This window comes from Streptomyces sp. NPDC033136 (assembly GCF_055578235.1).
The window spans coordinates 284,876-303,812 of record NZ_JBVIPD010000008.1 but is presented as its reverse complement, the minus strand read 5'-3'; the positions used below and the strand labels follow the sequence as shown (position 1 = coordinate 303,812).

General features: G+C 70.9%; 17 protein-coding genes. 3 read left to right on the top strand and 14 right to left on the bottom strand.

Going from position 1 to position 18,937, the window contains the following annotated elements:
- Positions 1–3: 3 nt before the first annotated feature.
- On the bottom strand, positions 4–531 hold the full coding sequence (gene purE / locus ACZ5TL_RS18235; protein WP_078899324.1) for a 5-(carboxyamino)imidazole ribonucleotide mutase: 528 nt from the start codon (positions 529–531) through the stop codon (positions 4–6).
- Entirely contained in the window at positions 528–1,679 is a 1,152-nt protein-coding gene (locus ACZ5TL_RS18230; RefSeq protein WP_468590847.1) for a 5-(carboxyamino)imidazole ribonucleotide synthase, read from the bottom strand. The genes purE and ACZ5TL_RS18230 overlap by 4 nt, the downstream gene beginning before the upstream one ends.
- A 160-nt stretch (positions 1,680–1,839) precedes the next feature.
- Here ACZ5TL_RS18230 and ACZ5TL_RS18225 point away from each other — a divergent pair, with 160 nt between their 5' ends.
- Entirely contained in the window at positions 1,840–2,346 is a 507-nt protein-coding gene (locus ACZ5TL_RS18225; protein WP_468590924.1) for a GtrA family protein, read from the top strand.
- A gap of 82 nt (positions 2,347–2,428) precedes the next feature.
- Here ACZ5TL_RS18225 and ACZ5TL_RS18220 read toward each other — a convergent pair whose 3' ends face one another.
- Positions 2,429–3,706, bottom strand: a complete 1,278-nt coding sequence (locus ACZ5TL_RS18220; RefSeq protein WP_468590845.1) for an ATP-binding protein — start codon at positions 3,704–3,706, stop codon at positions 2,429–2,431.
- A gap of 104 nt (positions 3,707–3,810) precedes the next feature.
- On the bottom strand, positions 3,811–4,488 hold the full coding sequence (locus ACZ5TL_RS18215; RefSeq protein ID WP_468590843.1) for a response regulator transcription factor: 678 nt from the start codon (positions 4,486–4,488) through the stop codon (positions 3,811–3,813).
- 514 nt (positions 4,489–5,002) lie between these two features.
- On the opposite strand from ACZ5TL_RS18215, the gene ACZ5TL_RS18210 reads away from it, so the two are divergent.
- Positions 5,003–6,508, top strand: a complete 1,506-nt coding sequence (locus tag ACZ5TL_RS18210; RefSeq protein ID WP_468590841.1) for a peptide MFS transporter — start codon at positions 5,003–5,005, stop codon at positions 6,506–6,508.
- A 166-nt stretch (positions 6,509–6,674) separates the two neighbouring features.
- On the opposite strand, the gene ACZ5TL_RS18205 is transcribed toward ACZ5TL_RS18210, so the two are convergent.
- The 4 genes from ACZ5TL_RS18205 to ACZ5TL_RS18190 form a co-directional block, all read right to left on the bottom strand.
- Positions 6,675–7,736 carry a hypothetical protein gene (locus ACZ5TL_RS18205; RefSeq protein ID WP_468590839.1) on the bottom strand — a complete coding sequence of 354 codons (1,062 nt, stop codon included), beginning with the start codon at positions 7,734–7,736 and terminating at the stop codon, positions 6,675–6,677.
- A 136-nt stretch (positions 7,737–7,872) separates the two neighbouring features.
- On the bottom strand, positions 7,873–8,580 hold the full coding sequence (locus ACZ5TL_RS18200; protein ID WP_468590837.1) for an LPXTG cell wall anchor domain-containing protein: 708 nt from the start codon (positions 8,578–8,580) through the stop codon (positions 7,873–7,875).
- 390 nt (positions 8,581–8,970) lie between these two features.
- Positions 8,971–9,525 carry an ATP-binding protein gene (locus ACZ5TL_RS18195; protein WP_468590835.1) on the bottom strand — a complete coding sequence of 185 codons (555 nt, stop codon included), beginning with the start codon at positions 9,523–9,525 and terminating at the stop codon, positions 8,971–8,973.
- 243 nt (positions 9,526–9,768) lie between these two features.
- Complete coding sequence (locus ACZ5TL_RS18190; RefSeq protein WP_468590833.1) at positions 9,769–10,146, bottom strand: STAS domain-containing protein; 378 nt, start codon at positions 10,144–10,146, stop codon at positions 9,769–9,771.
- Between the two features lie 251 nt (positions 10,147–10,397).
- Between ACZ5TL_RS18190 and ACZ5TL_RS18185 the strand changes: the two genes are divergently transcribed.
- The gene (locus ACZ5TL_RS18185) at positions 10,398–11,312 is read left to right on the top strand and encodes an RNA polymerase sigma factor SigF (RefSeq protein ID WP_468590832.1); all 915 of its coding nucleotides are present in this window, start codon (positions 10,398–10,400) and stop codon (positions 11,310–11,312) included.
- A gap of 83 nt (positions 11,313–11,395) precedes the next feature.
- On the opposite strand, the gene ACZ5TL_RS18180 is transcribed toward ACZ5TL_RS18185, so the two are convergent.
- The 6 genes from ACZ5TL_RS18180 to ACZ5TL_RS18155 all read right to left on the bottom strand — a co-directional run bounded on the left by ACZ5TL_RS18180 (position 11,396) and on the right by ACZ5TL_RS18155 (position 18,857).
- Complete coding sequence (locus ACZ5TL_RS18180) at positions 11,396–12,103, bottom strand: hypothetical protein (RefSeq protein WP_468590831.1); 708 nt, start codon at positions 12,101–12,103, stop codon at positions 11,396–11,398.
- A gap of 4 nt (positions 12,104–12,107) precedes the next feature.
- Positions 12,108–12,461, bottom strand: coding sequence for a hypothetical protein (locus tag ACZ5TL_RS18175; RefSeq protein ID WP_468590829.1), 354 nt, complete (start codon positions 12,459–12,461; stop codon positions 12,108–12,110).
- 9 nt (positions 12,462–12,470) lie between these two features.
- Positions 12,471–14,669 (bottom strand): glycoside hydrolase domain-containing protein, encoded by a 2,199-nt coding sequence (locus ACZ5TL_RS18170; RefSeq protein ID WP_468590827.1) that lies wholly within the window; start codon positions 14,667–14,669, stop codon positions 12,471–12,473.
- 329 nt (positions 14,670–14,998) lie between these two features.
- A complete protein-coding gene (hutI, locus tag ACZ5TL_RS18165; RefSeq protein ID WP_468590826.1) occupies positions 14,999–16,288 on the bottom strand; it encodes an imidazolonepropionase in 1,290 nt (429 codons plus the stop codon).
- Positions 16,285–17,658 (bottom strand): formimidoylglutamate deiminase, encoded by a 1,374-nt coding sequence (locus ACZ5TL_RS18160; protein ID WP_468590825.1) that lies wholly within the window; start codon positions 17,656–17,658, stop codon positions 16,285–16,287. Before ACZ5TL_RS18160 ends, hutI begins: the two co-directional genes overlap by 4 nt.
- Positions 17,655–18,857 carry an allantoate amidohydrolase gene (locus ACZ5TL_RS18155; protein WP_468590923.1) on the bottom strand — a complete coding sequence of 401 codons (1,203 nt, stop codon included), beginning with the start codon at positions 18,855–18,857 and terminating at the stop codon, positions 17,655–17,657. Before ACZ5TL_RS18155 ends, ACZ5TL_RS18160 begins: the two co-directional genes overlap by 4 nt.
- Between the last annotated feature and the right edge of the window lie 80 nt (positions 18,858–18,937).

Here is an 18,937-nt window from a genome sequence, read left to right as displayed (position 1 = left end):
TCGTCACTTCCCCGCGCCGAAGCCGAATCCGCCCGAGCCCTCGACCTTGGAGCGCAGGCGCTTGCCCTTCTCGGTGGCCTGGTCGTTGAGTTCCTGCTGGAACTCGCGCATCCGGCCGCGCAGTTCCTCGTCGTGCGCGGCGAGGATGCGGGCCGCGAGCAGACCGGCGTTGCGGGCACCGGCGACGGAGACCGTCGCGACCGGGACTCCGGCCGGCATCTGCACGATCGACAGCAGGGAGTCCATGCCGTCGAGGTACTTCAGCGGCACGGGCACGCCGATGACCGGCAGCGGGGTGACCGAGGCGAGCATGCCGGGCAGGTGGGCGGCGCCGCCCGCGCCGGCGATGATCACCTTGAGTCCGCGGCCGTCGGCCTGCTCGCCGTAGGCGACCATCTCGCGCGGCATGCGGTGCGCGGAGACGACGTCGACCTCGTAGGCGATCTCGAACTCGTCGAGGGCCTTCGCGGCGGCCTCCATGACGGGCCAGTCGGAGTCCGACCCCATGACGATGCCGACAACAGGGCTCATTCGGTGATCGTGCCTCTCAGGTAGCCGGCAGCGTGACGGGCGCGCTCCAGCACGTCGTCCAGGTCGTCGCCGTAGGTGTTGACGTGGCCGACCTTGCGGCCGGGCTTCACGTCCTTGCCGTACATGTGGATCTTGAGCTGGGGGTCGCGGGCCATGCAGTGCAGGTACGCGGAGTACATGTCCGGGTAGTCGCCGCCGAGGACGTTGACCATGACGGTCCAGGGGGCGCGCGGGCGCGGGTCGCCGAGGGGCAGGTCCAGGACCGCCCGGACGTGGTTGGCGAACTGGCTGGTGACGGCGCCGTCCATCGACCAGTGGCCGGAGTTGTGCGGGCGCATCGCGAGTTCGTTGACGAGGACACTGGAAGACCCGTCGTCATTGCGGGTCTGGAACAGCTCGACGGCGAGGTGGCCGACGACGCCGAGTTCCTTGGCGATGTTCAGCGCCATCTCCTCGGCCCGCAGGGCGAGGCCCTCGTCGAGGTCGGGCGCCGGGGCGATGACCGTGTCGCAGACGCCGTTCACCTGGCGGGACTCGACCACCGGGTAGGCCACGGCCTGCCCGTGCGGGGAGCGTACGACGTTGGCGGCGAGCTCGCGGACGAAGTCGACCTTCTCCTCGGCGAGCACGGGGACACCGGCCTTGAAGGGGTCGGCGGCCTCCTCGACGGAGTCGACGACCCACACGCCCTTGCCGTCGTAACCGCCGCGGACGGTCTTGAGGACGACGGGGAAGCCTTCGCCCTCGGCGGCGAAGGCCGCCACGTCCTGCGGATCGGAGACGATCCTGTGTCTCGGGCAGGGCACGCCGATCGCGTCGAGCTTCGCCCGCATCACGCCCTTGTCCTGGGCGTGCTGAAGCGCGTCGGGGCCGGGACGCACGGGGATGCCGTCCGCCTCCAGGGCCCTGAGGTGCTCGGTGGGTACGTGCTCGTGATCGAAGGTGATCACATCGCACCCGCGGGCGAACTCGCGCAGCGTGTCGAGGTCGCGATAGTCGCCGACGACGACATCGCTCACGACCTGCGCAGCGGAGTCCTGCGGGGTGTCACTGAGAAGCTTGAACCTGATGCCGAGCGGGATGCCTGCCTCGTGTGTCATACGAGCGAGCTGGCCCCCGCCGACCATGCCGACTACCGGGAACGTCACGCCCCCAGGGTATCGGCCGCGCCAGGGTGGCCGGTTTCCTGCCCCTCCCCGGCCCGCCCGGACCATCTCCGGCCGTCCGCCGGCGTCCGCAGGAAGATCGCGGGGGAGGGTGGTTAGCATGGCTGGGTTGACGCCAACCCGGACGGGGGCCTGCACGACCATGGGACATGGTGCCTCGCGGCTCCGACGGCTCGTTCACGAAGTCGCCAAATTCGGCGCGGTGGGCGGTGCCGGGGTGCTGGTCAACCTCCTCGTGTTCAACCTGGTGCGGCACGTCACCGACCTCCCGGTGGTCCGCGCGAGCGTCATCGCGACCGTCGTCGCGATCGTCTTCAACTACGTCGGCTTCCGCTACTTCACCTACCGCGACCGCGACAAGACCGGCCGTACGCGGGAGATGTCCCTGTTCCTGCTGTTCAGCGCGGTGGGGCTGGTCATCGAGAACGGCGTCCTGTACGCGGCCACGTACGGCTTCGACTGGGACACCCCGCTGCAGAACAACGTCTTCAAGTTCCTCGGCATCGGCCTCGCGACCCTGTTCCGCTTCTGGTCGTACCGCACGTGGGTGTTCCGCGCCCTGCCCGCCCGGGAGGCGGTGGCGGACGCGGAGACGGTCCTGAAGAGGGAGAAGGCCCGGACGTCACGGACCAGGCAGCGGGTGCCGTAAGCAGCGGGCGCCGTAAGCAGCGGGCGCCGTAGCGGCCCGGAGCATCCCCGGCGGACCACGGCATCCCTGGCGGACCGCCTCCCTAGCGGACCGTCGGCTCCCCGTCGTTCCCCGACGGCTTCCGCAGCGGCGTGCGGGACAGGAACAGGCCGAAGACCGGGGGCTTGGTCTGGAGCATCTCCAGGCGGCCGCCGTCGGCTTCCGCCAGGTCGCGGGCGACCGCCAGGCCGATGCCCGTGGAGTTGCGGCCACTGATCGCCCTTTCGAAGATGCGGGCGCCCAGGTCGGCGGGGACGCCTGGGCCCTCGTCGGTGACCTCGATGACGGCCTGGTTGCCGGTGACGCGGGTGCGCAGCGCCACGGTGCCGCCGCCGTGCATCAGGGAGTTCTCGATCAGCGCGGCCAGCACCTGCGCGACCGCTCCCGGCGTGCCCACGGCCTCGAGGTGCCGCTTGCCGGAGCTGACGATCGCCCGGCCCGCGCTGCGGTAGGCGGGCCGCCACTCGGCGAGCTGCTGCTGGATGACCTCGTCGAGGTCGAAGGTGACGGCGGAGCCGTTACGCGGGTCGCGGGAGTTCGTCAGCAGCCGCTCGACGACGTCCGTGAGCCGCTCGACCTGCGCCAGCGCGATCGTCGCCTCCTCCTTCACCGTGTCCAGATCGTCGGTGAGGGTGATCTCCTCCAGCCGCATCGACAGAGCCGTCAGCGGCGTCCGCAGCTGGTGGGAGGCGTCCGCGGCCAACCGCCGCTCAGCGGTCAGCATGCGGGCGATGCGCTCGGCGGAGCCGTCCAGCACGTCCGCCACCCGGTCCAGCTCGGGCACGCCGTACCGCTTGTGCCGCGGGCGCGGATCGCCCGAGCCGAGCCGCTCGGCCGTCTCCGCGAGGTCGGTCAGCGGCGACGCCAGCCGGTTCGCCTGGCGGACCGCCAGCAGCACCGCGGCCACCACCGCCAGCAACGCGACCAGCACGATGATCAGCAGCGTCCGGCCGACCTCCCGGGTCACCGAGGAGCGCGGCTCCTCGACCGTGACCGTCTCGCCCTCCTCGCCGGGCGCGGTCGCGCTGATGACGTCACCGGCCGGCTTGGTGCCGAGCCGGATGGGCGCCTCCCCGGGGATCCGGATCACCGCGTAGTAGCGGTCCTGCGTGACCTGCTTGCGCAGCACCTCCGCGTCGACCTGCTGGGCGACGAAGAGCCGGCTGTCGACGATGCTGGCCAGGCGGACCGCCTCGGACTGCACCCGCTCCTGGGCACTGTCGCTGATCGTCCGGGTCTCGACGATGACGAGGGAGACCCCGAAGACGGCGATCACGACGAGCACCACGGCGAGCGTGGACTGGATCAGTCGGCGGCGCATGTGCTGTTACCCGTGTACTCGTAGACCCGTATACCCGTGAACCCCGTAGGCCCCGTAGGCCCCGTAGACCCATACACCCCGTACACCCGTGCCTGTCTCGCGGCTCAGCTCTTCTCGAAGCGGAAGCCCACACCGCGCACCGTGGCGATGTAGCGGGGGTTGGCCGCGTCGTCGCCGAGCTTCTTGCGCAGCCAGGAGATGTGCATGTCGAGGGTCTTGGTCGACGACCACCAGGTCGTGTCCCAGACCTCGCGCATCAACTGGTCGCGGGTGACGACCCGGCCCGCGTCGCGCACCAGCACCCGCAGCAGGTCGAACTCCTTGGCGGTGAGCTGGAGCTCTTCCTCGCCCATCCAGGCGCGGTGCGACTCGACGTCGATGCGCACGCCGTGGGTGGCGGGCGGCTGCTGCGGCTCGGCGGCGCCGCGCCGCAGCAGGGCGCGGACCCGGGCGAGCAGCTCGGCGAGCCGGAACGGCTTGGTGACGTAGTCGTCGGCGCCCGCGTCGAGCCCGACGACGGTGTCCACCTCGTCGGCGCGCGCGGTCAGGATGAGGATCGGGATGCTGTGGCCTTCGCCACGCAGGCGGCGGGCCACCTCCAGACCGTCCATGCCGGGCAGACCCAGGTCGAGCACGACCAGGTCGACGCCGCCCTGCAGTCCGGCGTCGAGAGCGGCGGGGCCGTCCTCACGCACCTCGACCTCATAGCCCTCCCGGCGCAGAGCGCGAGCCAGCGGCTCCGAGATGGACGCGTCGTCCTCGGCGAGCAGTACTCGGGTCATGAGGTGATGGTAGACCTGCGAGGCCCTGAGCTGGGGTGTGACCGGAAGCCTTGATTCTTACCGTCCCCACACCCGGTTCTTACGTTCTACGGGTAGACGTCGGAACCTCTGCCTGTGGGGTGCGATCCTGGCGAGGACCTTGGAAACATGGCGCGTGGTTCCCTCTAGACCTGTGATCCGAGCCTCAAGCCCTTCCATATGCCGCGGTGTCCTGCCGTATGGTGATTCAACGCCTGTAGCGCCACGGCGGCCTTCTGCGGCCTTTTGCCCTGAAGGTCTCTTTTGTGTGCGGACTGGTTCCGACCAGCCCCTTTGTGCATCGACCTGTGGCCGGGCCTCGTCGTGCGGCGACGCGCGTAGAGGTGTGGATCCCGGTGGCGACCGCCCACCGCTCCGTGCCCGGAGCGGACCCCCGTAAGGCGTCGGGCGGACGGCCGTACGCACCGGTTCCGGCAGCCCCCACCGGGCGCACCACCGCTGCGGCGGGGCGCGTCCCGAGCAGCAAGGAACGACCATGGCGTCCAGCCTGACGAAGGACTCGGCCCGACCGGGCACCCCCGGTTCCGAGAAGACCTTCTTCGGCCACCCCCGCGGACTGGCCACTCTGTTCATGACCGAGATGTGGGAGCGGTTCTCCTACTACGGCATGAGGGCCCTGCTCCCGCTGTACCTGGTGGCCCCGGGTGGCCTGCACCTGAGCGCGGGCACGGCGACGGCGATCTACTCCGTCTACCTGTCGCTGGTGTACCTGCTCACCCTGCCCGGCGGCTGGTTCGCCGACCGTGTGCTCGGCCCCCGCAAGACGGTCGCCGTCGCGGGCCTGGTCATCATGCTCGGCCACCTGTGCCTGGCGCTGCCCGCCGCCGCGAGCTTCTACGTCGGCCTGGGCCTGGTCGCCATCGGCTCCGGTCTGCTGAAGGCCAACATCTCCACGATGGTCGGCCACCTCTACGACGGCCCGGACGACCCGCGCCGGGACGGTGGCTTCACCGTCTTCTACATCGGCATCAACCTCGGCGCCTTCGTCGCCCCGCTGGTCATCGGCACCGTCGGTGAGAGCGTCAACTGGCACCTGGGCTTCGCGCTGGCCGCGCTCGGCATGGCGCTGGGCCTCGTCCAGTTCCTGCTCGGCGGACGCCACCTGAGCGCGCGGAGCAGCGAGGTCCCGACCCCGCTGTCGCCCGCCGAGAAGGCCGCCACCCTGCGCAAGGGCCTGATCTGGCTGGCCGTCGCGGTGGTCTTCTACGCCCTGGTCGGCGGCACCGGCCACTTCACCCTGAACTGGGCACTGATCCCGCTCACGCTCCTCGGCCTGATCGTGCCGATCCTGGTCATCACCCGCATCCTGCGCGACAAGGACCTGGACGACGACGAGCGCTCGAAGGTGTCCGCGTACATCTGGTTCTTCGCCGCCGCCGCCGTCTTCTGGATGATCTACGACCAGGGCGGCTCGACCCTGTCGCTCTTCGCCAGCGACAAGGCCGACAACACCGTCTTCGGCTGGGAGTTCCCGGTCTCCTGGTACCAGTCGGTCAACCCGGTCCTGATCATGGCTCTGGCACCCGTCTTCGCCTGGCTGTGGCTGTGGCTGAACCGGCGGGGCAAGGAGCCGAGCACCATCGTGAAGTTCGCCTCCGGCCTGGTGCTGGTGGGTGCGTCCTTCTTCCTCTTCCTCGCTCCGCTGTCGATCGCGGAGGGCGGTCACAAGGCCGCGGCGATGTGGCTGGTCGCGGTCTACTTCGTGCAGACCGTCGGTGAGCTGACGCTGTCACCGGTGGGTCTGTCCGTGACGACGAAGATGGCGCCGGCGAAGTACGCCTCGCAGATGATGGGCGTCTGGTTCCTCGCGGTCACCGCGGGCGACTCCGTCACCGCGCTGCTGTCCAACCCGGCCGTCGGCGGGGTGAACCTCGACCGGACGGGCTTCGTGGCGCTGGAGGCGGCGCTGGCCGTGTTCGCCGGTTTCTCGGTGTACATGTTCCGCAAGAAGGTCAAGGGGCTCATGGGCGACGTTCGCTGAGTCCGCTGACCGGCGGGGCCTGAGAAGGGCCGTCGCCCCTTCGGGGTGCGGCGGCCCTTCTTCATGGCGGCCCTTCTTCATGGCGGCCCTTCTTCATGGCGTCGCGTCTTCGTGGCGTCGCGTCCTCTTGGCGTCGCGCCCCTCGCGTCTTCACGTCCTCGTGTCTTCACGTCCTCGTGTCTTCACGTCCTCGTGCCGTCGTTGACGCCGGCCGGTCGGCTTCGGCTTCGGTTTCGGCTTCCGGGGCGAACCAGGGCAGGGCCGAGGGCCTGCGGGCGGCGGGCAGCCGCTGGCGGCTTGCCCGGCGGGGCGGGCGGGCACGGGCCGCGTGAGCGGGGTTGCGGGGGCGTACGCGGTCGACCACGGCCAGTCCGGCGCGGAACACCGCTGCCGGGACGACGAGCAGGACGAGCACCCAGAACAGGGTCACGCCCCACGGGCGGCCCACGCCCCAGGGGTGTTCGGCGAGGACCTTGCCGCCGTACTTCAGGGACACGGTGTAGTCGCCGTGGGCGCCGGACGCGAGCTCCACGGGCAGCTCGACGCGCGCTTTCCCACCGGGCCGGATCGTGCCGCGCCAGCGCTGGTCCTGCCATTGCGGGGCGAACACGCCGTGCGAGGTGCCGACCTGGAACACGGGGTTCTTCACGGGGGACGTGCCGACGTTGCCGACGGTGACCACGAGGGTCCGTGAGGGCGGTGAGCCGAACCAGGTCAGCAGCCCGCCGGAGCCGCGCAGCCGGGTGTCAGCGAGCAGGGACAGCCGCCCGCCGGACGGTTCCGCGGGCAGCGGCTCGACCGCGTGCCCGGCCACCTGGAAGGCAGCGTCCGCCTCCGCCCCGGCCCCGGTGACCGTCGCCACGTGTACGACACAGGGGCACGGCACCGGCGGCTCCACGACGGGCAGTTCCCGGCGGAAGCGCCCCTCGGCGTCGGTGGTGACGGCCCGGCCGTCGGCGTTGGCACAGGAGTTGGTGCCGCCGGTGACGCCCCGGTCCGGCTCGGCCTGCCCGCAGACCAGCAGCGTCAGCAGGGCCCGCGGCCGCCACCCTCTGCCGGTGACGGTGACCGAACCGCCCGTCCCCGCCTGCGGCTTGGACACCTCGACACGGGGCCGGTCGTCCACCGCCCGGACGGGCCCGGCACCCGCCAGGACGAGCGGGAGCGTGAACAGGAGCGCGAGCAGGACCGGCAGTGACGGGTACGGACGTCGGGCGGAGGGCGACATCGGCGACTCCAGCGGTCGTACGGGCGGTCGTACGGCGTCGGCGGCGAGCGGTCGGGCGGACGGCCGGACCGGCGGACGGGCGACCGTGCGTCGATGGCGGGCGGTCGGCCCGTGCCGCCCGCCCGCGTCCCCGCGGTCAGCGGCCCTGCTGCGGGCTCCGGTGACGCCGGGTCAGCCACAGGGCGCCCGCCGCGCCGGCCAGCAGGACCGTGCCGCCGAGCGTGCCGAGGGCGACGGCCGAATCCTCCGGCCCGGTCTGCGGAAGCTCGGCACCGCTGCCGGAGCCGGAGCCGGAGCCGCCGCCGTCCTGGACGGGGCCGCCGGTGCCGCCGCTCGCGGCCGTGACGTCGAGGGTCAGGGACGGGCCCGGGTCGTTGGTCGGCGTGCACGTGGTCGTCGTGCCGAGCGCCTTGATGGTGAGCACACCGGCCGTGAACGTGACCTCGCCGCTCTTCTTCGGCGTGTACGTCCCGCTCAGGTCGCTGATCTTGATGGGCGTGTTGGCCGGGACTGCGGCTTCGTTGGCGGGACCGGTCACCGTCAGGGTGCCGCTGTCGGCACCGCCCAGGGCGATGGTGGCGCTCGGCGTCATCGCGCCCTTGCCCAGCTCGACCGGGCTGGAGGAGACGCCCTTCTGCCAGGACATGGTGATCCGGTAGCCGCCGCCGCTCCTGACGCCCTTGATGTCGATGGGTGAGACGGCACTCTTGTCGCCGATCGGCGTCTTGCACTGGTAGTTGACGTCGACGACCTCGGCCCGGGCCACGGGGGCGGCCATCCACACCACCGAGCCGGCCAGGGCCGCGGCGGACGCGAGCGCGGCGGTTCGTTTCCGGTACGACACGGTGCCGCTCCCCTTCCTCTTTCTGACGGCGTATCAGATGGGGTCGTCAAGGTACGCCCGGGGCCTTGAGGAAGGAAGACACAGTGCGGGCCGGATCTGTGGCGATCCGGCGGGCGGCGAGTGACGCACGACGGGATGTACGGCGGGGTTTCGTGGGGGGGGTGATCAGCCTCGGGAGAGGTCAACCGGGACACTTCGCGGACTCGGCACCGAACCGGCCTCCGAGAGGGCCCGAAGCGCGACAGGCCCGACACCCGAACCGACCGCCAACGGAGCCCGAAGCGCGACGGACCCTGCACCCGGGCCACGAGTCCGGGGAAAACCGGCGGGAGCCTCTGCACCACCCCGGTATCGAGCCGGGGCGCCTGACGGGCGCCCCGGGCCGCGCCCTCAGGCGGGCGCGCCCAGTTCCGCCCACACCGTCTTGCCGGCCGCCCCCGGCGTGCGCACCACGCCCCAGTCCAGGCACAGCCGCTGGACGATGAACATGCCGTGACCGCCGGGGCGCCCCGCCCGATGGGGCGTGCGCGGCGCTGGTTGCCCCGTGCCCCGGTCGGCGACCTCGATGCGGATCACCTTGTTGTCGCAGGTGATCCGGAGCTGGTCCGGCCCCTCGGCGTGCAGGCAGGCGTTGGTGACCAGCTCGGACACGACCAGAAGTACGTCCTCGGCGGCGGCCCGCCGGTCGGCGGAGGCGGCGGGCAGCCAGCCCCACTCGTACAGCGCCTGGCGGGTGAAGTCGCGGGCCAGCGGGACGACACCGCTCTCGCCCTCGAAGCTCAGCCGGCGCACCTGCCGGCCCCCCGGCGGCGCCGCGGCTCCGGACGGCGCGGCCACGCCCTCACCGGACGGGCCGGCCGCCGTTACGCCACCCTCGGACGCCCCGGAAGCGCCGCTGGGCTCCGGCCCGCGGTCGCCCGGCGGGTAAGGCCGGGTGGTGCTCATCAGCGCTTCACCTCACCGATTCACCAGTTCACGATTCAAAAGATTCACGTCACCGTCGGTCACGCAGTGGGCGGCACGTCGGTTTCGCGGCGTCCCCGTCACCCGGACGGCCGACAGGTTCAGGATGTCTCCTGCCCTGGCGGACCGAGGGAACACCCATGCATTCGCCACGAAAAACGTCACAGGCGCAGGACGCCCGTCACAGGGGGACGGCCGGGGCACGGCGCGCCGACGCACCGGCGGTCAGCCCGACTCTTCGGCCAGGGCCGCCTCGAGCGTGTCATGAACGCTGAAGACCGCATCCGCCCCCGTGATCTCGAACACGCGTGCCACCACCGACTGCATCCCGACGAGCGCGACGCCGCCACCGGCGGCCTCCGCCTTCAGTCGCGCGCCGAGGAGCACGTTGAGCCCCGTGGAGTCGCAGAACTCCAGGCGCGCGCAGTCGATGACCAGACGCTTGAATCCCTTGGCGAGGCAGTCCTCGAGTGGCTCACGCAACAGATCGGCGGTGTGGTGATCCAACTCACCCGCCGGGGTCACGACGGCACTAGAGCCCTCTTCCCGCACCTCGACCAGAAGCCGGCCAGACTGTGCGCTGCCGACCGTCCCGCGGTCCATGCCGTCTCTCTCTCCCGACCTCGTGGCTGCTTGCTGACGACCTCGAACACTACGCCTTCCCGCCACGCTTCGACACCCGAACAACCACACGCAAACGGACACATGCACGCAAAACGCACTTGCGGTGGGCTCAGGAAAGCGGGTAGGCCTAGTAAGGACACGTACCCGACACGGCCGGCTTTGGAGGCGCCGCACACCGCAGTGCACCTAACGGCTCCGGCAGCCATATGCCGAGAACGATGGAGGACACCATGTCACCCCGGCTCGACGCATCGCGTACCCAGAAAGCGACGTCGACACCCCGTTCGGAACCTCTGGATCCCATCGAGCAGGACGAGATGCTCGTCACACAGGACGACCTTCTCGCCGGACTTCCGGACATCCCCCCGTACGAGGAAGTCGGCGCGGTCGACGCGCGGGCCCTGTCCAGGACCCTCTTCGAGCGCCTCGAGTCGCTGGAGGAAGGGACCCACGAGTACTCGTACGTCCGCAACACGCTCGTCGAACTGAACCTCGCGCTGGTCAAGTTCGCCGCGTCCCGGTTCCGCTCCCGCAGCGAGCCGATGGAGGACATCATCCAGGTCGGCACCATCGGCCTGATCAAGGCGATCGACCGCTTCGAGCTGTCCCGCGGTGTCGAGTTCCCCACATTCGCGATGCCGACCATCATCGGCGAGATCAAGCGCTTCTTCCGTGACACCTCATGGTCCGTGCGCGTTCCGCGGCGGCTCCAGGAGCTGCGGCTCGACCTGGCCAAGGCCGGCGACGAGCTCGCCCAGAGGCTGGACCGCGCCCCGACGGTGGCCGAACTGGCCGAGCGGCTCGGCATCTCCAACGACGAGGTCGTCGAGGGCATGGCCGCGTCGAACGCCTACACCGCCTCCTCACTGGACGCCCAGCCGGAGGAGGACGACTCCGAGGGCGCGCTCGCGGACCGCATCGGCTACGAGGACCACGGGCTCGAAGGCATCGAGTACGTCGAGTCCTTGAAGCCGCTGATAGCCGAACTCCCGTCACGCGACCGGAAGATCCTGTCCCTGCGGTTCGTCGCCGGCATGACCCAGTCGGAGATCGGTGAAGAGCTCGGCATCTCGCAGATGCACGTCTCGCGCCTGCTGTCGCGGACCCTGGTGCGGCTGCGCAAGGGGCTGACCGTCGAGGAGTGAGCCTGCCGGACAACGCTGTACCGGGTGACGCTGTCCTTCGGGGGCGGACCGAACGGTCCGCCCCCGGACGCGTTTGCCGGGCCTCAGTGCGCCCGCTGCTCCTTCACCAGCCGCTTCGCGCGGTCGCGCCGGGACGGGGCCAGCACGTCCACCGTCACGCCGGCACCGTCGCCGGGCGTGGCCTCGGCCAGCCGCAGCCGGTCGGCGAGCTTGCGGACCGACGCGTCGTCCGGGGCGCGGTCGATGTAGAACAGCGACTCGTCGACCGGGTCGTCGTCGCCGCCCCAGCGCACCACGCCCTCGCAGTCCGCGAGGATGTCGCGCACCGTCAGCACCTGGAGCGGGAAGAGGCTGCCGCTCGCGCCCGCGCCCGGGCGGATCCGCACCGCGGTGCCCGAGGCGAGGTTGGACTCCGGTGCGTCCTTCTTCAGACCGTCGATCCGCTGCCAGCCCGCCAGGTCCACACGGGGCAGCTGCTCGACCTCGTAGTGGTAGCGCCGTACGACATGGAGCAGGATCGCCTCCACGTCGCCGATCCGGATGTCGACCTCCAGACCGGTGCCCGAGACGGGGCGTGTCCAGACGGTGGAGACGTGATTGGCCTGCTTTTCCAGGGGCCAGCCGTTGGCGGAGGTGGGGGCCTCCTTCCGGGCACCGGGAGGGACGGCGGGGGCGGCCGCGGCCGCGGGCGATGCGTGGGAGCCGGCGGCGGCCGCGACAGCGAGCACACCGGCCCCCTTCATCACGACCCGTCTCGATATGCCGCTCGTGCTACGCGTGTTGTCGGTCACGTCCTCAGTTCCTTCCCAAGCTGATGATGATGAGAGTGAGCGTGGGCAGTGCGGTGGCCGCTGCGCTCAGTAGCCAGTACGCGCGGGATGACAGCGCCGTCCTGCGCCGAAGAGGACGGTTGGCCAGCCACCAGACGAGACCGAACAGTGTGAGGATCGGTGTGGCGATGATGAACCAGGGCAGCATGCCGTCGTTCTCGGTGGGCTCGCGCTCGGTCCAGCCCAGGTCGGCAAGGGGCCAGTTCGACGCGAAGTACCACAGCAGGAACGCCGGAACCACGGCTGGGACCCCCAGGACGACGTTGACGGCCAGGGGAAGGATCAGCCGGAGCCATGAGTGTTCGGTGCTCGTCTTCATCCGGTCTCTCTAGCCGCGCGACAGCATGTTGTAGTTCTCCAGCACGTTGTACAGGCCAATCAGCTCACGGCCATACTTCGCGGCATCGCCCCCGGTGCCGTTGTACCGGGCCAGCAGCGCCTGGGTCTGGGGCAGGCTGGTCGTGAGGTTCGGTCGAGGTGCGCCGAGCTGGTAGGCGTTGTAGATGGTCAGGTAGGCGACCGAGCGGATGTTGTACGTCTCGTCGTCGTTGAGCTGCTTCCAGACCGTCGGGATGTCGGCGTCGGTGAGCGGCGCGCCGTTGATGATGCCCTGCTCCCGGCAGTAGTTGCGAGCGTCGATCGTCACCCAGGCGTGGATCTGCCCCCAGCCGGTGCTGCAGTCGTCGTCCAGCCCCGCCTTGACGGCCTCCACGGCGGCCATGTCGAAGGGGTTGAGCTTACGCAGTTCCCACAGCACGGGCGCCTGGATGAGGGCCTTGCGGAGCTTGAGCTGCCGCGCCAGCGAGGTGAACAGCCAGTCCGCGCTCAGCACCAGGTCGAGGGCCTTGGTAGTGGAGATGCCACCGAGCGTCGCCCAGTCGTCGTCGGCCTCCCAGCCCTCGCCACCGGTCTCTGGCACACCGATCGAGGTCAAGTACGTCTGCACGTCCTTGAGCAGGGGGTCCCGATACGCCGCCTTGTCCAGGTCCGTGTCCAGCCCGCCGAGTTCGGCCCCGGGGTTGAAGTCGCTCTGGCCGAAGTCCCGCCCGGACGCGATGTTGTTGTCGATCTCGATCAGGCCGGCGCCCGAGCCGACCTTGATCGTGGAGATCTGGTCGAACGCCCAGTTGGTGGGCAGCGGATAGCCGAGGTTGCCGGAGAAGCCGCTGGACATGTCGGAGACGAAGCTCGTCGCCGCGTACCCTGCGTCGGCGACGCGCTGGCAGACGTTGCGCGGGCCGTAGACGCCGATGCCGTAGGCGGAATTCTCGCCGATCGTGCGCATGATCCCGCGGAAGTGCGGGATGATGTAGTCCGTGACCTCGCCGTCCATGGCGTCGTAGTCGACCGCGAAGTAGATGATGGTGCCGGGCTTGAAGCCGTGGTACTCGGCCCACTCGATCGCGCGGAACGCGTCGGCGGTGCCCTGGTTGTAGCTGAAGTAGTCCGCGGACCGGCTCCACGTCTGGAAGATCGGGAAGCAGCTCAGCCCGTATTCCTTGATGGTGGCCAGCTCCCCCGGCTGGATCTGCTTCTCCGGCAGGCTTGTCGCGGAGGGGTTGAAGAGGTAGCGGCCGATGTACTTGTAGCCGGCGGCCTTCAGGGCCTGCGCCCGCGCGGGCGTGATCTTTGTGACGCCGTCGCAGGCCGTGCCCTTGCGGGACTGGTCGCCGTAGGAGACGAGCAGCGAGGCCCAGGTCTGGAAGTCACCCTTGCCGGTGACCGGCAGCTTGCTGAAGGACTGGAAGGTCTGAACACCGGACTGCACCGTGGCGGTGAAGCTACCGAAGGGGACATTCCGTTTGTTGAGGATCATGGCCGCGGTGAACAGCTGCGCCCAGACGCCGGTGGTCCCCAGCGAGACGGTGTGGGACTTCAGACCGGACTGCGTACCGGGCCCGAAGACGCCGTTGGCGACGCCGTCCGCCATGCCCAGCTCGTACTGGATCGCGAACAGCATCGACTTGGCGACGTCGCGTGAGTGGTGGCCGTCGCAGGGGATGACGTAGAAGTCCTTGCGCAGGATGTACTTGCCGTTCAGCCACTGCTGGATGGAACGGATGGTGCCCGAACCGTTGTTGACGGTGACGTAGGCGTCCATGTTGAACAGGCCCTTGACCACCTTCGGCCACAGGGAGCTGCCCGGGTAGACGCCGGACACACCCATGTTCTGGTGCAGCTTCACGACCGCGGCCTTGACCCGGTCGTTGTACTTGCCGTCGATCTCGCCGCCGTCGTAGCCCTTGCAGTACAGGGCGGACTGGATGATGCGGCAGAAGTTGGCCGACGGAATGGTCGTCTCGTCGAGCTTGCCGTAGAGCTCCCCCAGCTTCCCGAGGGTGGTCGGGCCGAAGGAGTTGGACAGCGCGGTGATGCCCATCTCGTACTGGAGCGCCCGGGTCAGCGCGTACATCACGGGCCAGCCGGTACGGCCGTTCTCGTCCAGCTTGGATATGCCCAGCGTGGCGCCGTTGTTGTACGTGGTGTTGATGAATCTCTGGGCGCGCTGCACCATCTCGTCTGCCATGGGCTTCCTCCTGTCGTCCGGAACGTGAGGCGGGGAGGAAAGCGCTGTCGTCGTGGGCGCGTGCACTGCTCACACCGACGCGTCCGCGCATGGAACGGCACCCCCCGTCGGGGGCCATGCCGAAGACAACCCCCCTCGTCGCATGCGGCCGGCGCGTGGTCAGGGTGCGCGCGGAGCGACTGGCGCGATCTTCCGTCGCGCCACGAGGGGGGGTCAAGTCCGTTATGTACGAAGCAAGTTGATGTGGCAGGCCGTCAACTCCGGTTTGTTGTCCGGTCGTTATGAACACGGTATGGAAATCGTCCACAACCTTCGTGTGTCTTCGTCGGTCAGAGCACCCGCTCGCCGCGCCGCCACACTCCGGTGACCAGCGGGACGCCCGGCCGGTAGGCCAGGTGGACGTGGCTCGGGGCGTCGAGGAGCGTCAGGTCGGCGTACGCGCCCGGGGTGAGGCGGCCGATGTCGGTGCGCCGCAGGGCCGCGGCGCCGCCCGCCGTGGCCGACCAGACGGCCTCGTCCGGGGTCATCCCCATGTCCCGTACGGCGAGCGCGATACAGAACGGGACGGACGAGGTGAAGGACGAGCCCGGGTTGCAGTCGGTGGAGAGGGCCACGGTGACGCCCGCGTCGAGGAGGCGGCGGGCGTTCGGCCACTCGGCGCGGGTGGAGAACTCGGCGCCGGGCAGGAGGGTGGCGACCGTGCGGCTGTTCGCGAGGGCGTCGACGTCCTCCTCCGTCAGGTGGGTGCAGTGGTCGGCGCTGGCCGCGTCGAGCTCGACGGCGAGCCGCACGCCCGGGCCGTACGAGAGCTGGTTGGCGTGGATACGGGGGTGCAGGCCGCGTGCCTTGCCGGCGGTGAGGATCGCGCGGGCCTGGTCGCCGTCGAAGGCGCCCTTCTCGCAGAAGACATCGATCCAGCGGGCGTGCGGGGCGCAGGCGTCGAGCATCTCGCCGGTGACCAGGGCGACGTAGCCGGCCGGGTCCTCCGCGTAGTCCGGGGACACGATGTGGGCGCCGAGGTAGGTGACTTCGTCGGTGTGGGCGGCGGCGATGCGCAGGGCCCGGGCCTCGTCCTCGACGGTCAGGCCGTAGCCGGACTTCGTCTCGAAGGTGGTGGTGCCCTGGCGGAGGGCTTCGGCGAGGTAACGGGTGAGGTTGGCTTCGAGTTCCCGGTCGCTCGCCGCCCGGGTGGCCGCGACGGTCGTGCGGATGCCACCCGCGCTGTACGGCCGCCCCGACATCCGGGCGTTGAACTCCTGTGTCCGGTCGCCCGCGAAGACGAGATGCGAGTGGGAGTCGACGAAGCCGGGGAGGGCGGCCCGGCCGCCGGCGTCGACCCGATTGTCAGTGGCGGGTGCTTTCCTGTGATCACCGGTCCACGCGATGCGGTCGCCTTCGATGACGACGGCCGCGTCCTGGATCAGTCCGAGGGGGGAACCGTCACCGAGGGAGGGGTCGTTGGTGACCAGGGCGGCGATGTTGGTGATGAGCGTGCTTGCGGTGCTCGCGGAGTGGGCGGGGCTGACGGTCGTCGCGTTGCTCATGGCGTCCTTGCTGGCCTGGTCGGCGGTGGGGTGGGGGGCGGGAGCCGACCGCCCGGAGGGGCGGCCCGGGGTCATCCGCGCAGGGCTTCGACGGCGTCCGCGAGGGCTCGCGGCACATCCGGTACGAGTGAGTGCGCCCCGTCCCGTACGACGTGCCGGCCTCCCACGACCGTATGCGACACGTCTGCTGCCGACGCGGCGAATACGGCCGTCTCGGCCCCGAACCGCGGAAGCGGCCCTGCCGTCCTGACCGAGTCGAGGGCGATGGTCGTGAAGTCGGCGAGCGCCCCGGGCTCCAGGGCGCCCGCGTCCGCCCAGCCGAGGGCCGCGTGGCCGTCGGCCGAGGCCGCCCGCAGGAGGGCCGCCGCCGTCCAGTGACCTCGGGTGCGGGTGCGCAGCCGCTCGTTCAGCTCCATGGCCCGCGCCTCTTCGAGCAGGTCGATCACGGCGTGGCTGTCGGAGCCGAGGGACAGCGGCGAGCCCGCCTGCTGAAGGGCGGCGGCGGGCCCGATGCCGTCGGCCAGGTCGCGCTCGGTGGTGGGGCACATGCAGGTGCCGGTGCCGGAGGTGCCGAGCAGGGCGATGTCCTCGTCGGTGAGGTGCGTGTTGTGGACGCCGGTGGTGCGCGGCCCGAGCACGCCGTGCTCGGCGAGCAGCCGGGCCGGGGTGCACCCGTGGGCTTCCCGGCAGGCGTCGTTCTCGGCGGTCTGCTCGGACAGGTGCACATGCAGCGGGGCCCGGCGCTCCTCGGCCCACCGCGCGACGGTCGCCAGCTGGCCGGCGGGCACGGCCCGTACGGAGTGGACGGCCGCCCCGATCCGCGCGTGATCCCGTTCCTTGAGAACTGAACAGCGTTCGGCCCAGGCGTCCGCCGTGCCGTCGGAGAAGCGGAGCTGCTGGGCGGTGGGGGGCTGCCCGAAGCCGGCGGAGAGGTAGGCGGTGTCGAGGAGGGTGATGCGGATCCCGGCTTCGGCGGCGGCCGCGATCAGCGCTTCGCCCATCGCGTTGGGGTCGGCGTAGGGGGTGCCGCCGGGGGCGTGGTGGACGTAGTGGAACTCGCCGACGGCCGTGATGCCGGCCAGGGCCATCTCGGCGTACACGGCGCGGGCGAGGGCGTGGTAGCTGTCCGGGGTGAGCCGGGCGGCCGTGGCGTACATGACCTCGCGCCAGGTCCAGAAGGTGCCGGAGCCGACCTGGACGGTGCCGCGCAGGGCCCGGTGGAAGGCGTGGCTGTGGGCGTTGGCGAGGCCGGGGAGGGTGAGCCCGCGCAGGATCTCGGCGCCGGGGGGCGGGGTGGCGGTGTCCGGGCGGACGGCGGCGATGCGGCCGTCCCGGACGTCGAGGGCCACGCCGGGCTCGATGACGGTCCCCCCTGCCCGAGCGGAGCCGTGACCTGGGTAGATGGTGCCGAGCCAGGCGTGCTCCAGCCAGTACGTCTGTGTCACGTGCGGGCCAGTCCTTCCAGTACGTCGGCGAGTGCGAGTACCCCGGCCACGCAGTCGTCCTCGGCCGCGAACTCGGCCGGGGAGTGGGAGACGCCGGTGGGGTTGCGCACGAACAGCATGGCGGTCGGGACGCTCCCGGAGAGGATCCCGGCGTCGTGTCCGGCGCCGGTGCCGAGGACGGGGACGGTGAGGCCGGTGTCCCGGTCGAGGATGCGGGCGAGTTCGTCGCGCAGGGCGTGGTCGAACTCGACGACGGGGGTGAACGACTCGCGGACCACGGTGAGGTCGACACCGTGGGCGGCGGCGTACTCCCCGGCCGCCGTTTCGACACCGGCGACCACGGCGTCCAGGCTCTCCTGGTCGGCGGCGCGCGAGTCGAGCCAGCCGCGCACCATGGAGGGGATGGCGTTGACGCCGTTCGGCTCCACGGCGATCTTGCCGAAGGTGGCGACGGCTCCGGCGAGTTCGGCTTCGCGGCGGGCGGCGAGGACGGTCTCGGCGTAGGACAGCATGGGGTCGCGCCGGTCGGCGAGCCGGGTGGTGCCGGCGTGGTTGGCCTCGCCCCCGAAGTCGAAGCGCCACCGGCCGTGCGGCCAGATCGCGCTGGCGATGCCGACCCGGTCACCGGACAGGTCCAGGGCCCGGCCCTGTTCGACGTGCAGTTCGACGAAGGCGCCGATGCGGGCCAGTCGTTCGGGGTCGGGCCCGATGGCGTCCGGGTCGTGTCCGGCGGCTGCCATCGCCCGGGGCAGCGGCACGCCGTCGCCGTCGGTGAGCCGGTGCGCCTGCTCCCGGGTGAGCTGCCCGGCGGTGAGCCGGGAGCCGACACAGGCGAGCCCGAACCGGGCGCCCTCCTCGTCCCCGAAGTTCACGATGCCGAGGGGCCGGGCGAAGCGCACGCCCCTGCTCCGCAGCTCGTCCAGCGCGGCGAAGGCGGACACGACTCCGAGGGGCCCGTCGAAGGCCCCGCCGTCCGGCACGGAGTCCAGATGCGACCCGGTGACGACGGCGTCGCCCCGGGCCGGGTCCCCGAGCCAGGCCCACTGGTTCCCGTTCCGGTCGACTTCGTAGCCGAGCCCGCGTGCCCGGGCCTGGCCCTCGAACCAGGCCCGGCATTCGCCGTCGGGCCCGGTCCAGGCGAATCGGCGGTATCCGCCGGAGGCGGCGTGGCGGCCGATGGGGAGCAGTTCGCGCCACATCCGGTGGAAGGAGTCACCGGTGGGCGCAGCCGCACCAGCGGGCGGCGACGACGTACCGGTCCCGACCGGGGAGATGCCGT